General features: G+C 62.6%; 15 protein-coding genes. 13 read left to right on the top strand and 2 right to left on the bottom strand.

Annotated features, from left to right (window positions below; translation table 11 throughout):
• Nucleotides 1-149 precede the first annotated feature (149 nt).
• The 3 genes from RJ1_RS23825 to RJ1_RS23815 are packed head-to-tail and all read left to right on the top strand — an operon-like array spanning nucleotide 150 to nucleotide 2,290.
• Entirely contained in the window at nucleotides 150-602 is a 453-nt protein-coding gene (locus RJ1_RS23825) for an Rv0361 family membrane protein (protein ID WP_073364497.1), read from the top strand.
• A 48-nt stretch (nucleotides 603-650) separates the two neighbouring features.
• Nucleotides 651-1,070: a rhodanese-like domain-containing protein gene (locus tag RJ1_RS23820; protein WP_073364559.1), complete on the top strand. Its 420-nt coding sequence runs from the start codon at nucleotides 651-653 to the stop codon at nucleotides 1,068-1,070.
• On the top strand, nucleotides 1,067-2,290 hold the full coding sequence (locus RJ1_RS23815; protein WP_083400725.1) for an O-succinylhomoserine sulfhydrylase: 1,224 nt from the start codon (nucleotides 1,067-1,069) through the stop codon (nucleotides 2,288-2,290). Before RJ1_RS23820 ends, RJ1_RS23815 begins: the two co-directional genes overlap by 4 nt.
• A 68-nt stretch (nucleotides 2,291-2,358) precedes the next feature.
• Here RJ1_RS23815 and RJ1_RS23810 read toward each other — a convergent pair whose 3' ends face one another.
• Together RJ1_RS23810 and RJ1_RS23805 are read right to left on the bottom strand one after the other, a co-directional pair.
• On the bottom strand, nucleotides 2,359-3,048 hold the full coding sequence (locus tag RJ1_RS23810; protein WP_240319773.1) for a helix-turn-helix domain-containing protein: 690 nt from the start codon (nucleotides 3,046-3,048) through the stop codon (nucleotides 2,359-2,361).
• A gap of 140 nt (nucleotides 3,049-3,188) precedes the next feature.
• On the bottom strand, nucleotides 3,189-3,614 hold the full coding sequence (locus tag RJ1_RS23805) for a cupin domain-containing protein (protein ID WP_073364494.1): 426 nt from the start codon (nucleotides 3,612-3,614) through the stop codon (nucleotides 3,189-3,191).
• Nucleotides 3,615-4,154: 540 nt separating this feature from the next.
• Between RJ1_RS23805 and RJ1_RS23800 the strand changes: the two genes are divergently transcribed.
• From RJ1_RS23800 to RJ1_RS23755, 10 genes are all read left to right on the top strand, one after another.
• Nucleotides 4,155-5,051 carry an intradiol ring-cleavage dioxygenase gene (locus RJ1_RS23800; protein WP_073364493.1) on the top strand — a complete coding sequence of 299 codons (897 nt, stop codon included), beginning with the start codon at nucleotides 4,155-4,157 and terminating at the stop codon, nucleotides 5,049-5,051.
• A complete protein-coding gene (locus tag RJ1_RS23795; protein WP_073364491.1) occupies nucleotides 5,048-6,148 on the top strand; it encodes a maleylacetate reductase in 1,101 nt (366 codons plus the stop codon). The genes RJ1_RS23800 and RJ1_RS23795 overlap by 4 nt, the downstream gene beginning before the upstream one ends.
• Nucleotides 6,149-6,174: 26 nt before the next feature.
• Nucleotides 6,175-6,615, top strand: a complete 441-nt coding sequence (locus tag RJ1_RS23790; RefSeq protein WP_073364490.1) for a nuclear transport factor 2 family protein — start codon at nucleotides 6,175-6,177, stop codon at nucleotides 6,613-6,615.
• Nucleotides 6,616-6,618: 3 nt separating this feature from the next.
• Nucleotides 6,619-7,416 (top strand): SDR family NAD(P)-dependent oxidoreductase, encoded by a 798-nt coding sequence (locus tag RJ1_RS23785; RefSeq protein ID WP_073364488.1) that lies wholly within the window; start codon nucleotides 6,619-6,621, stop codon nucleotides 7,414-7,416.
• A gap of 60 nt (nucleotides 7,417-7,476) precedes the next feature.
• Complete coding sequence (locus tag RJ1_RS23780; RefSeq protein ID WP_083400494.1) at nucleotides 7,477-8,304, top strand: SDR family NAD(P)-dependent oxidoreductase; 828 nt, start codon at nucleotides 7,477-7,479, stop codon at nucleotides 8,302-8,304.
• 26 nt (nucleotides 8,305-8,330) lie between these two features.
• On the top strand, nucleotides 8,331-9,215 hold the full coding sequence (locus tag RJ1_RS23775; protein WP_073364486.1) for an alpha/beta fold hydrolase: 885 nt from the start codon (nucleotides 8,331-8,333) through the stop codon (nucleotides 9,213-9,215).
• Between the two features lie 62 nt (nucleotides 9,216-9,277).
• Nucleotides 9,278-10,075, top strand: a complete 798-nt coding sequence (locus tag RJ1_RS23770; protein ID WP_083400493.1) for an oxidoreductase — start codon at nucleotides 9,278-9,280, stop codon at nucleotides 10,073-10,075.
• Nucleotides 10,076-10,261: 186 nt separating this feature from the next.
• Nucleotides 10,262-10,918, top strand: coding sequence for a TetR/AcrR family transcriptional regulator (locus tag RJ1_RS23765; RefSeq protein ID WP_205415361.1), 657 nt, complete (start codon nucleotides 10,262-10,264; stop codon nucleotides 10,916-10,918).
• Nucleotides 10,919-11,365: 447 nt separating this feature from the next.
• On the top strand, nucleotides 11,366-12,538 hold the full coding sequence (locus tag RJ1_RS23760) for an agarase (protein ID WP_205415360.1): 1,173 nt from the start codon (nucleotides 11,366-11,368) through the stop codon (nucleotides 12,536-12,538).
• Entirely contained in the window at nucleotides 12,531-13,838 is a 1,308-nt protein-coding gene (locus RJ1_RS23755) for a sugar ABC transporter substrate-binding protein (protein WP_073364483.1), read from the top strand. Before RJ1_RS23760 ends, RJ1_RS23755 begins: the two co-directional genes overlap by 8 nt.
• Nucleotides 13,839-13,841: the final 3 nt, after the last annotated feature.

Raw genomic sequence — 13,841 nt, 5'->3', positions numbered from 1 at the left:
CGGGTGGCCGAGGTGCGGCAGACAGGGCAGAGCCCATTCTCGGGACGCACGCCTGTAGAGGGTAGTCGCCTTCACGTTGGGGGGTCACAAACACGATTTGTAGGGGCTGCTCTATACACTCGTGGCCACGCCGAGATCGAAGGGAAGTCATGTCCGGTTCGAGCGAATCGCCTCAGCGCGACGCGGGAGGCGCAGAAGATCCGGTGGATCCCCGGCGCACCACGGCGGTGCCGTTCATCGCCGCCGTCACCGTCATCGTCGTCATCCTGGTCGCCATCGTCGTGTCCAGCCTGCTCTCGCCCGCCGACGAGAACGTCACGGAAGCCGACCGCATCAACCGTTCGGTCGCCGACTTCATCCAGGCCCACAACCACGACGACGCCGATCTGCAGAAGGCTCTCGTCTGTTCGACCTGGTCCGACGATCGGTCGGTGCTCCGGGACCGGCAAGGCGAGGTCACGCTGAAGGGGGTCGAGTCGTCCGAGGTCAACGGTGACCGGGCCCGGGCGGAGGTCCGGGTCAGCGCCGACGACGGCAAGGGCGAGACGACGGACACCTGGCAATTGACGCGGGACGGCGAGACATGGGTCGTCTGCGACTGACCGTTGCCCGGGAGGGCACACCGAACGGGGTTGTGAAAAGCTGACATGGTGAGTTACGCAGGCGACATAACGCCGGAGCATGCCTGGGAGCTGCTCCGCGAGAATCCCGACGCGGTGCTGGTCGACGTGCGGACGGACGCCGAGTGGAAGTACGTCGGAGTCCCCGACACCTCCTCGCTCGGGCGGAAGACCGTGCTGATCGAATGGGTCAGCTACCCGGCGGGCACTCGTAACGACAACTTCGTGGACCAGCTGAAGGAGGCCGGGATCGCGGGTGGCGAGGACGCCCCGGTGATCTTCCTGTGTCGCTCCGGACAGCGGTCCATCGGTGCGGCGGAAGCCGCGACAGCGGCGGGCATCGGCCCGTCGTACAACGTGCTCGACGGTTTCGAAGGCGCCTTGGACGCCGAAGGACATCGTGGGGCGGTCGGCTGGCGGGCGCTGGGCCTGCCGTGGAGGCAGTGGTGAGTGCAATCCCTCAAGGTGGCGCGTTTCAGAAGGCGCTGCCGGACGACATCGGCCAGGGCACGATCAGTGTGCGCGGAGGAACCCTGCGTTCCGGCTTCGAGGAGACGTCCGAAGCGATCTTCCTGAACTCCGGCTTCGTGTTCGAGAGCGCGGGAGCGGCCGAGGCGTCGTTCACCGGCGACATCGACCACTTCGTCTACTCGCGGTACGGCAACCCCACCGTGAAGATGTTCGAGGAGCGGCTCCGCCTGATCGAAGGCGCGGAGGCATGCTTCGGCACCGCCAGCGGAATGTCCGCGGTGTTCACCGCGCTCGGCGCACTGCTGAAGGCGGGTGACCGTCTGGTCGCCGCGCGCAGCCTGTTCGGCTCCTGCTTCGTGGTGTGCAACGAGATCCTGCCCCGCTGGGGTGTGGAGACCGTGTTCGTCGACGGTGAAGACCTCGACCAGTGGGAGAAGGCTCTGTCCGAGCCCACCACCGTGGTGTTCTTCGAGACGCCGTCGAACCCGATGCAGACGCTCGTCGACGTTCCCCGGGTGGCGGAACTCGCGCACGCCGCCGGCGCAAAGGTCGTGCTGGACAACGTGTTCGCGACCCCCCTGCTGCAGCACAGCCTGGAGCTGGGTGCCGACATCGTCGTGTACTCCGGAACCAAGCACATCGACGGCCAGGGCCGGGTGCTCGGCGGGGCGATCCTCGGGCCGAAGGACTACATCGAGGGTCCCGTCCAGAACCTCATGCGCCACACCGGGCCGGCGCTGAGCCCGTTCAACGCGTGGACGCTCCTCAAGGGACTCGAGACGATGCCGATCCGGGTGCGGCACTCCGTCGGCTCCGCACTCGAGATCGCCCAGTTCCTCGAAGGCCACTCCGCCGTCGACTGGGTGAAGTACCCGTTCCTCGAATCGCACCCCCAGCACGACCTCGCCACGCGGCAGATGAGCGGCGGCGGCACCGTCGTCACGTTCGCTCTCAACGCCTCCGAGGGCGAAGCGAAGAAGCGGGCCTTCGAACTGCTCGACGGTCTGAACCTGGTCAACATCTCCAACAACCTCGGCGACTCCAAGTCGCTGATCACCCATCCGGCCACCACCACCCACCGGGCGATGGGCCCGGAAGGTCGTGCGGCAGTGGGCATCACCGACGGTGTCGTCCGACTGTCCGTGGGGCTCGAGGACACCGCCGACCTGCTGACCGACCTGGAGCAGGCACTGGCGTAGGCGCCTTCGGCGCTCGTGCGCCTTTCTGGTTGTTCCCGCAACCACAAAGGCGCACGAGCGCGAAGCGCCTACAGGCCGCCGAAAAGCGGTGCGTGGGGCGACGTGCTTCGGGTGGCATCGGTGCCGGTGGGCCGCAACGCGCCGTTCAGCGCGTTCACATCACTCGATTGACTCGCACTGTCGAAGACGAACCAGACACCGCGTGCAGCAACATCGCCGGCGTTGTAGAAGAGATGTGGCCGGCACGAATTGAAACAGAACGAATCTCCAGCTCGGAGTTCGTGCTCGTCGAAATCCAGTTTGAGCCGCAGAGTGCCCTCGAGGACGTAAGCGAACTCCACCCCTGCATGCCGCATCAGCTTGCCGTCCACAGAACTCGAAGCGCCCGGTTCGTACGTGACGAAGAGGGGTTCGATGTCGGTGCGTCCGGCTGTCGCCAGGCGCTCCCAACGGACCCCCTTCTCCATCTCCAGAACGGGGTTGTCGGTTGCGCGCTGGATACCGGCGGCCGCGTCCTGGTTCTGCGCGAGTCTGACCTCTGCGCCGTCCAATCCGATACCACCAGTTGCGATCTCGTCGAGTGACACTCCGAGCACCGCGGCCAGTCCGAACAGCGTCTTGACGGAGGGTTGAGTCTTCTGATTCTCGACCTGCGAGAGCAAACTGGTCGAAATTCCGAGCTGCTCCGCTACCTGGCGCAGGGACATCTTCTTCTGCAGACGCGCCTGCTTGAAGGCAACACCAATTGCTTCGTCCACTCCCGGCCCCGTTCTCGCTGACGCACTGTCCACCATCACTTCATGCTCTCGCGAGGCGAGCCTGCTGAAGCAGAGTCTCGTCAATGAGACTGCATGAATCACACATCAGTGTGATTGATAATTCAGTGTAGATGAATTCATCAGGGCCGAACGGGTTCGGGGCTCTGCTCGGGTTCGACCCGCGGCAGATCGCAGGGGACGAATCGCTCGCCCGAGGCCTGGAAGGACGTCGAGAAGCAGAGTGCGCGGATCTCCTCGTCGCCGGTCGGCCAGATGGTGTGCCGAGCATTTCGCGGGATCTTGACGAGGTCACCCCGCGTGACATGGTTGGCCTCGTCTTCGATCTGCATGATCGCCCGACCGGAGAGGATGTAGTAGAACTCGAAAGTGTCGTGGTAGTGCGGCTGGAGTTGGGCACCGGGCTGCACGGTGAATTCGGAGACGAAGTCGAAGAAGGATGCCCCTTCGGTCTCGTCGCGCATGGACCCTTCGGGGACGATCCAGTAGACAGCCCCGGTGTCGTGGACGATCTCCGGCTCCAGCTGGTCGGCACGCTTGATGAACATGATTCTCCTGTTTGGCGGGTGATTGTGAAGCGACGGCTGTTCGAGTCTTGTGACGCCAGTTCAGTCAGCGGACACCGAATTCACTGTCACTTAATGCTGTGAATCCGATCATGCACGCAGAACGGCGAGGTTGTCAATCACCAGTGTGCTGCGCCGCAGGACCGGCGTGGACTCGCTTCACGTGCAACGCCGCTAGCCCGTTGAACTGCACCGTTTCCGCGATCAATGCTCGAACCGACGTCGCGGGGGCTGCAGGCTCCGGGCAACGGAACCAGACCGAACGGACCGCAGCGTCCGACGCAAGCGCGCCCTGGATAGGCCGTTCGCGGGGGAGTCGGACCCCGCAAATTTCAGCGAGGTTGACAAACACTTCCCAAATCGGCATGCTCCATGTCACAATATTCAGTGTGAGTGAAATTGAGCTCGGGTCCGTTCTCGCCGAACGCAACGGACGGAGGGCGGCGCCCCCGAGGAATCGACCGCACTGAACGGCGTGGAGCCGGTTGAAGTATCGAGAACGTTGACGGAAGGACGGCCATCATGAGCCGTAGAGGATTGTTCAGTGAGGATCGCTCCGCCGAGGTAGTCGTGGACAGCTTCGGCACCGACACTGATCCGCGGCTGCACGAAATCCTGAGTTCGCTGGTGACTCATCTCCATGCTTTCGTGAAGGAGGTTCAGCTCACCGACGAGGAGTGGAGAACTGGCGTCGACTTCTTGACCGCCACCGGTCAGAGCTGCAACGACGTGAGGCAGGAATTCATCCTGTTGTCAGATGTGCTGGGTGTGTCGATGCTGGTGGAGACCATCAACCACCGGGCTCTCGACGACGCGACAGAGCAGACCGTGCTGGGACCGTTTCATATGGTGGAGTCCCCAGATCGCGCACTCGGCGCGAACATCGCGCTCGATGGCGGCGGCGAACAATGTCTCGTGACAGGACGGGTGACGGGGCAGGACGGCAAGCCCGTCGCCGGCGCGACCGTCGACGTGTGGCAGGCCAATGCGGATGGCTTCTACGATGTCCAGCAACCGGACATTCAACCGCATCGCAACCTCAGGGGACTGTTCCGCACCGACGCGGACGGTCGATTCTGGTTCCGGACGATCGTCCCACGCTTCTATCCGATTCCGGACGACGGACCAGTGGGTACGCTCCTCGAGCACACCGGCCGTCATCCGAACAGGCCTGCGCACATGCATTTCATCGTCGCCGCCGAGGGGCACCAGCCCGTGACCACTCATCTTTTCGTCGACGAGAGTCCCTACATCGACTCCGACGTCGTGTTCGGTGTGAAGGAGAGCCTCATCCGCCAGTTCGTCGCAATAGACGCTCCGGATCGGGCGAAGGAATTGGGGTTCGACAACCCGTTCCGTGCAGTGCATTTCGATGTGACGCTCGGTCAGGACAGCGACCGGACGGTGGCTTCGTCATGAGCTACTCGTCCGAATTCGGATACACCGCCCTTCCGATGCGAGTTCGCTTCGGTATCGATGTGCTCGGCCAACTTCACTCGCATATCGCAGAGCTGGGTATGCAGCGAGCGATCGTCGTCTGCACGCCCGAGCAACGAACACTGGCGGAGTCGATCCTCGCGCATCTCGGCGACCGCGGCGCCGGAATCTTCGACAGGGCCGAGATGCACGTCCCGGTCGAAGTGGCCGACGCTGCCCTGCAGTTCGCACTCGACCGAGGCGCGGACGGGTGCGTCGTGGTCGGCGGTGGCTCATCGGTCGGTCTGGGCAAGGCGATTGCGCTCAAACATCAGATGCCCATCATCGCGATCCCGACAACGTACGCGGGCTCGGAGATGACACCGGTATGGGGCCTGACTCGCGACGGGCACAAGCAGACTGGCACAAGCCCGTCCGTGCTCCCCGCGCTCGTCCTGTACGACCCGGGCCTCACCACCACACTTCCTGTCGGCCTGTCAGCGGCAAGTGGGATGAATGCAATGGCTCACGCGGTCGAAGCCCTCTACGCACCGGACGCGTCGCCCATCATCTCGCTGATGGCCGAGGAGGGAATTCGTGCGTTCGCCGAGGCACTTCCACGAGTGGTCGCGGATCCACAGAACATCGACCACCGCACTCGAGCTCTCTATGGCGCGTGGTTGTGCGGCGCGAGCCTCGGTGCCACCACCATGTCGCTGCACCACAAGCTCTGCCACGCGCTCGGCGGATCCCTGAACTTGCCCCACGCGCAAACACACGCGATTGTCCTGCCCTATTCGCTGGCGTACAACGAGTCGAGCGCTCCAGCGGCGAAGGCCGCAGTGCAGCACGCCCTGCACGTCGACACCTCGGCAGCGGTAGCGCTGTGGGAACTCGCACAGAAACTCCCCATCCCGCACGCTCTCGAGCAGATCGGCATGGCCGGCAGCGATATCGACATCGTCGTCGAGCAGGCGCTGAAGAATCCCTACGCGAATCCGCGTGAGGTGACCGAGGAAGGCCTTCGGAGCCTTCTGCAGGATGCGCTGGCCGGCCGCCGGCCCACTGTTTCCGACCGTCGAACCGAATCGGCACGTTAGTTGTGCCGTCAAGCCAGGAGCTGTACATGGCAACCGCCACAGACACACTCACGATCCGCGAGCTGGAAGACGCACGATACGACGCGGTGATCAGCCAGGATTACGACACATTCGAAGGACTGTGTCATCCCGATCTCGCCTACTCGCACTCGTCCGGCGACACGGACACCCTCGAAACCTATCTCGAGAAGATCCGCAGCGGCTTCTACATCTACCACGAAATCGAGCACCCCATCGACTTCGTCCGAGTCATCGGCGATGTAGCACTCGTCGTCGGAGAAATGAACGCCCGAATCACGGCTGGCGGCAGACCGAAGACGCTGCGAAACCGCTGCCTCGCCGTGTGGAAGTACTCGAACTCGGGATGGCAACTGCTCGCGTATCAGCCGACTCCGCTCCGTGGAAGTAGTGCGGACGCCGCCGACACGGGGTGGCCCCCACCAAGCAAGAACCAAGAGAGGCGATAGGAAATGGATACTGGGCTCAGCGGCAAGATCGTTCTGATCACCGGCGCCGCATCAGGTATCGGAGCCGCAGCCGCGAGATCCTTTGCCGCCGAGGGAGCGCGCCTGGCATTGGTCGACCGCGACGAAACCGGATTGAAGGCACTGTCAGACGAACTCGACCGGACCGAGGTGCACCACGCCGTCGCGGACCTCGCGAGTACGAGCGGCGTGAAGAGCGGATTCGACGAGGTATTGCAACCGTTCGGAAACCAGGTCGATGTGCTGTTCAACAACGTGGGAGCCGGCAGTCTCGGTGTCTTCGACACGCTCTCCGACGCCGACTGGATCAACACCATGGAACTGAACTTCATGAGCCAGGTTCGTGCGATCTCATATGTACTTCCACTCATGCGTGCCGCCGGGAGCGGGGTAATCGTCAACAATGCCTCCGACCTCGGTCGGCAGCCCATCATCGGCGGTCCCGACTATGCAGCATCGAAAGCAGCGATCCTGTCTCTCACGACCTCGTTGGCGAAGGCTGAAGGACCCGACATCCGGGTCAACGCGGTGGCACCCGGCGCGATCATGTCACCGATGTGGGAGCGCGAAGGCGGACTCGCAGACACGTTCGCGGCAGTGCACGGCGTCGACCGAACAGAATCCATCGAGGCCGAGATGAAGTCACGGCATCTCCCGTTGGCGAGGATCGGCACGCCCGCCGAGGTAGCCAACGTCGTGGTGTTCCTCGCCTCGGACTTGGCTTCCTATGTCACGTCGAGTGTGTACGGCGTCGACGGTGGCTCGATCGGCAGCATCCTGTGATACAGAGCCGCGCCGAGGACCAAATTTCGAATATGCAATTCACACCAGAGGAGTTCGACAATGTCGCTTGATGCGGCCGCACACGAGTTGAAGCCGTCCGCCACGGCCCGCTTCAACGGTCACACTTCCATCGTCGTCGGGGGATCGAAAGGGATCGGGAAGTCCACCGCGGAGCGCCTCGCTCAGGAGGGATCGAACGTCGTCATCGCCGACATCGACCCGGGCGTCACCGAAACGGCGGCCACTCTGGCGGCCGAGTACCCCTCCGTCACCGTGGTCGGCACCGTCGCCGACATCACCTCGCTCGCAGACTGCGAACGTGTCGTATCCGAGACAACCGCACAGTTCGGCGCGTTCGACAGCGTCGTCATCGCTGCCGGCGTCGTGAACAACCCCGCAGACGTCGTGACGCTGTCCGAGGCCGAATGGAACCGGGTCTTCGCCATCAATGTCACAGGACCATTCCTGTTCGCCAAGGCCGCGTTGCCGGTGCTCAAGGGGCAGGGCCACGGACGAATCGTGTTGATCGCCTCCTTCTGGGGACGCGTCGGCCAGGCACTGTTCTCGGCCTACTGCGCCTCGAAGGCAGCAATTATCGTCCTGGCGCAATCCCTTGCCGCCGAGGTCGCGGGAGACGGCATCACCGTCAACACCGTCGCGCCGGGTATGACAAACACCGATCTGCACCGACAGGCGCTGGCCGAGGAGGCCGCCAAGAGATCGATCACTTTCGAAGAGTTCCGCGATCAGGAGTACGCCCACATCCCGCTGGGGCGTTCGGCCGATCCCGTCGACATCGCCAACGCCGTTCTGTTCCTCACATCCGACGAAGCACGTTATGTCACCGGGGCGTCCATCGACGTCAACGGTGGCGTGTTGTTCCGCTGAAACACACTCTCCTCAAAGGAATCACCATGCCATACGAACTGGACCCACGATTCGCACACCACATGATCGACCTCGACGAGGTCCGGTTGCACTACGTTCGCGGAGGCGACGGACCGCCGCTGGTGCTCCTGCACGGTTGGGGTTCGACGTGGTACATGTGGCGCAAGGTCATGTCTCAGCTGGCCGATCACTACACGGTCATCGTTCCCGATCTGCGGGGTCTGGGCGACTCCGGCGTCCCCGAAAAGCCGCTGTCGGGGTACGACAAGAAGACTGTGGCTCAGGACATCCACCAACTCGTGGAGAAGCTCGAGTTGGGCCCCGTCCACGTCGCAGGCCATGACCACGGCGCCGCCGTTGCCTACGCATACGCGGCGACTCACCGCGACGAGGTCCGCAGCCTCGTCTTCTGCGAGATGGCGCTCAAGGGCGTCGCAGGGGACAAGGGCATCGAGTACTTCATGGATCAGCGCGACGAGCTTCGACTGTGGCACTTGTCGTTCCACGCAGCCAGCCACGTGGCCGAAATGCTGATCAGTGGCAAAGAACGCGAGTACCTCCGGTGGTTCTACCGCATGCAGATGTACAACCTCGACGGCATCACCGACGAGGACATCGACGTCTATGCTCGTAGCTACTCGGGCCCGGGCGGTCTGCGGCTCGAGCTCTACAGGGCCTTCTACCAGGACGGTATCGACAATGCCGAGCTGTCGAAGACCAAGCTGACCATCCCGGTCCTCGCACTCGGCGGCGAGAACAGCATTCGGGATCTGTGTGTCAGCTCCATGGAGGCAGTGGCCGAGAACGTGCACGGCGTAGTGGTGCCGAAGTGCGGTCACTGGCTCCCGGAGGAGCGACCTGCCGAGTTCCTCGAGTCCGTCCAGCTGTTCCTCAAAGAGGTACCGGCGTAAGTAGTACGGCCAGTGGTGCGTCTGATCGCGCACCCTCGGGCGCACGTGGAAAAGGAGTATTCATGTCCTCATCGGACAACGGGGCCCGGGGCATCGCACCCGAGTCGGTGCCTGACGGCGAGTTCGACGGAAAGCGTGTCCTCGTCACCGGAGGTTCACGGGGTATCGGGGCCGCGATCTCGCACTATCTGCGTGAACGCGGCGCACGAGTGGCGACGGTGGCCCGCTCTCAGCCCCCGCAGAACCCATCGCTTCCGGACCTCGTCATCGGTGACCTCACGCAACCCGCCGAAGCCGAGCGCGTGTCACACGCAGTGCTGGACCGGCTGGGTGGTATCGACATCGTCGTCCACTCGGCCGGTGCGGCGACCTTGTCGGACGAGGGAGTTCTGTCCATGGGGGAACACGACTGGGGCGTTGCGTTGGAAACGAACCTGATGGCGGCGGTCCGGGTGGACCGAGAGCTCATTCCCGCCATGAAGAGCCAGGGCTCTGGTGCAGTTGTCCACATCAGTTCCATCCAAAGGAGATTCGCCCTCGGCGCCTCCGTGCCGTACGCGACGAGCAAGGCGGCGCTGACCGCATACAGTAAGGCGCTCGCAGTCGAGGTGGCACCGTACGGAGTCCGGGTCAACAGCATCGCGCCGGGGATCGTCGAGACGGAGATGTCACAAAACTTCGCAGACTCTCTGGATGACGGGAAAGCGGAACTGATGGGCCTCTTCGGCGGAGTTCCGCTGGGAGACGTGGCCAAGACCACTGAAGTGGCGGAGCTCGTCGGCTTTCTGGTGTCTGATCGGTGCCCCTCCATCATCGGAGCCGAGTACGCAATCGACGGTGGAACGATGCGCAGCGTGTGACGGCGTCGCGTCGCGCTCTGGCTGTGTCGATGTTGGAGGAGTAGCCCGCTTCGGCGGCGGATCAACCGGCTGATCGGTGATCTGCCGCCGAAGTCGGTTCGCCGGTTCGACATCGGCGTTCCGGCGACCTTGACCGAGCCCCGTCCAAACATCTAGTCTTCTGGACTAGAACGTACTAGTCGTGTTGTGGCGTCCTTCTCTGGAGATACCGATGTCCCTGCTGGTCAGTCGAACCGCGTGTGTCGCAGCAACCATGTGGGTCTTCTGATGGGCGCGCCGCGGGGATTTGACGAGGACCGTGCACTCGACGGGGCTCTGCGCTTGTTCTGGCTCCGTGGATACGAAGGCGCTTCTCTCGCCGAACTCCTCTGTGCGACTGGATTGAACCGCGCCAGTTTCTATCGCGTGTTCGACAGCAAAGAAGATCTGTTCACGCGCGCGGTCGAACGCTACCAGCAGAAGTATCTTGCCTTCCGCGACGATGCGTTGGCCGAACCCACACCGCGGAGAATTGTCGAGAAGCTGCTCTATGGGTTGGCCGATCTGCACACAGATCTCAGCACACCTCCAGGGTGTCTCGAAACCAATTCCGCACAGTCGTGCTCGCCGGAGTCGAACGATGTTCGGCTGGAACTGATTCGAAGCCGCGATCGGACCATGTCTTCGCTCGAAGTGCGGTTCGCCGAGACGATGCGCCAGGGGCCGCTGCCTCCGAGCATGACGCCGGCGAGGGCTGCCTTCTACGTATCGACCGTGGTCCAGGGGATGGCCGTTCAGGCGAAACTTGGCACGAGCAGGCACGAGCTACGTGACCTTGTCGATTCGATCCTGTCGTCGTGGTGAACGCGTAATCCGGATCGGCTCGGACAGGATCCTCTTCATCGGCGACCAGTCTCAGTTTCCTTGGCGGATTTCCCTGATGTCAAATGGTGTGTGCGGCTGAAGAGGAAATGGAGAAGTTCCTTTTTCGGAATTTGGTTCACGCCCTGAACGGTGATTCTGATTAGTGCATCTGAATGGGTATTCTGAATATCTCTTCTGATCGGCCAGTTGCGGTATCTATGCAGGTGAGGTGCCCAATTAATGCCTACGATTCCCGTGTATCGGACACTTTCGCGTCCATTCTCGATTGGCCGTTGACAATTCACCTGTGACGTAGCACTCTTGCACGCATCGCAATGTTGGGGATTACCCAATTCTCCCAGAACGGACCTCGCCGAGAGTAAACGTCTCGAGTAATTCTGCGCTTCGTCGAGGTCCGGCAAATTGGATCACCAGAAAAGGAACAACATGAGTGCACGTGCGCCTAGGCGTCTCAATCGGTGGGGCGGTACCACCGAGGTCTCCTCGAGGGCCACAGGATTCTTCCGAGTCGAGAGGATCAACGGTCGATGGTGGTTCATCGACCCGGCGGGGAAGGGATTCCTCTCGGCAGGTGTCAATCACGCGGAGGACACAGACCTCAAGCACCATTACAACGCACACATCTGGCGGGAGAAGTACGGCGACCGCGAGACCTGGATCCGAGAAGGCGTTGTACACGATCTGAGGGAGTGGGGCTTCAACACTCTCGGATGGACACAACAGTGGGTCAGCGGTGGTGGGGAGCTGATCACCGACTGGAACAAAACCTTCGACTTGCAGCACTCACAGGGATTCAGCGCGGCGGACCACGAGACCGCGGGGATGCCCTTCGTGCAGAACTTGCGGGTGGCGCAGATCGAGGACTGGAACGGCAACCCGATCCATCCGGACGTCTTCTCGTCCGAATGGGAAGACTTCGTCGAGTACCAGGCACGCCGGGTGTGCTTCGACCAGGCCGACAACGAGAAGTTGCTCGGATACTTCATGGTGGACATCCCGGCTTGGCTACCCCATGCGTCCGGAAGTGATTTCCCGTCGTTGCAGGGCCTCGGTCCCCGGGAGCGCGACGAACGGCTGTATCAGGTCGCGCACAAGTACTACGAGACGGTGACCCGTCACATCAAAGCGCACGACCCGAATCACCTGATTCTGGGCGACAGATATAACGGAAACAAAGGTATTCCGCAGCCGGTCCTCGACGCCGCGCGGCCGTTCATCGACGTCCTGTCGATTCAGTACTTCACGGATGAGCGCCAGAACCACGATGTCATGCGCAACGACCTCGCGAGGTGGTCCGCCGGCATCGACAAGCCCGTCCTCATCGCGGACATCGGGAACTGTGCCCCCACTGTGCTGAACCCGGATCGCACCGCATTCCCCGATCATGCGGCACGTGGTGACGACTATGTCCAGAGTCTCGGCCGCGTGCTCGGCGAGCCGTGGCTGGTTGGCTGGCACTGGTGCGGATATATCGAGAACGACGCCCGTGGCTGGGGACTGAAAGACCATGAGGACGAGCCTTACGGCGATCTCGTCAACCGGGTCCGCGCGTTCAATGGGACCATCTACGACGCGGCGGTAAGGATGTCCGATGCGTAGGGTCTCCGACGAGCAGAAGCTCGTCAACGCGGCATCGGGTCTCAGGGATCCTCTTGCCCGACGGTCATTTCTGAAGCTCGCGACCTTGGCAGGCGCGGGCATTGCGGCTGCTCCCCTTCTCGCCGCCTGTACTCGGGAGTCGGCCGCCACGAGCGGTACGATCCAGTCGGCGACCGGCGTCGATCTTCAGACCGGGCGAATCTCGCAACAGATCTACGGTCTCACCAACGACTACTGGAACAGCTGGAACGCTGGATACGAGGCAGCCACGGAGGCGTTGCAGTGCAACGCCCGCCAGTTCTACCACGACAACGATCCTGCAAAGCAGGTCGGACAACTGCAGACCGTGAAGGCGACCGGTAGCCGGATGCTGATCGGGGCACCCGCGACCGCCGGGATCGTTCCAGCGATGGCCCGGACCATCCAAGAAAATCAGACCTACTGGGTGCCTTCGTGGGAAATCCAGCCGTGGCTGACTCCGAGCGACGTGGGGGACTTCTTGGTCACCCACGTCACGCCGCCCTCGGAGAAGATCGCGTACGAGGTGGCGACCGAACTCTTCCGGCAGATCGGTAACGCGGGAAAGGTCGTGCATATCGCCGGTCTGAGGGGCTCGACACCCGATCTCTACCGGAGTGCGGGGCTGGCTCGCGCCGTTGCCGAAAACCCCGGAATCGAACTTGTCGGCGGACTGTACGGAGAGTGGGATCGCGAGAAGTCGCGATCCGTGATGCTGAACATGGTCACTGCGTATCCGGACATGGTTGCGGTGTTCGCTCAGAGTGACGCACAAGCCAACGGTGTCCTCAGTGTGCTCGAGGAGCGGAACATGCGGCACGTCAAGGTCTCCGGTATCGACGGCAACAAGGAGAACCTGCAGAAGATCATGACCGGCCCCAATATGGCGGTCACCCACATGTCCGTTCCGCCGCACCTGGCGGCCTACTCGGCGGTGGCGGTTTTCGATGCGCTCAACGGGTGGAAACCCGCACTGCCGGAGCGGATGATGTACCAGGAATCGACCCTGATCACCCATGAGAACGCGGAAGCTGCATACGACAAGGTCTACCGAGGCCGACTTCCCTATGACGTCGCGAAGATGAGTCGCACACTGAATCCGAGAGACTGGGATCCCCAGAACCTGATGATTCCTATCGATCCGGAACTGCACTGGCGGGGTATCGACAAGGCCGGTCGTTCCCTCAACGGCGCGTACTCGGAGCCGGGTGCTGAGGCCGAGTTCGACCGAGTAGCAGCAGAATACGCGGATCGTTACAAATCCGGCCCTTTCAAGTCCTGAAGG

This window comes from Rhodococcus jostii NBRC 16295 (assembly GCF_001894825.1).
Classification (GTDB): Bacteria; Actinomycetota; Actinomycetes; order Mycobacteriales; family Mycobacteriaceae; genus Rhodococcus_F; species Rhodococcus_F jostii.
The sequence above is the reverse complement of the archived record's forward strand: the minus strand, read 5'-3'. Positions and strand labels throughout refer to the sequence as shown.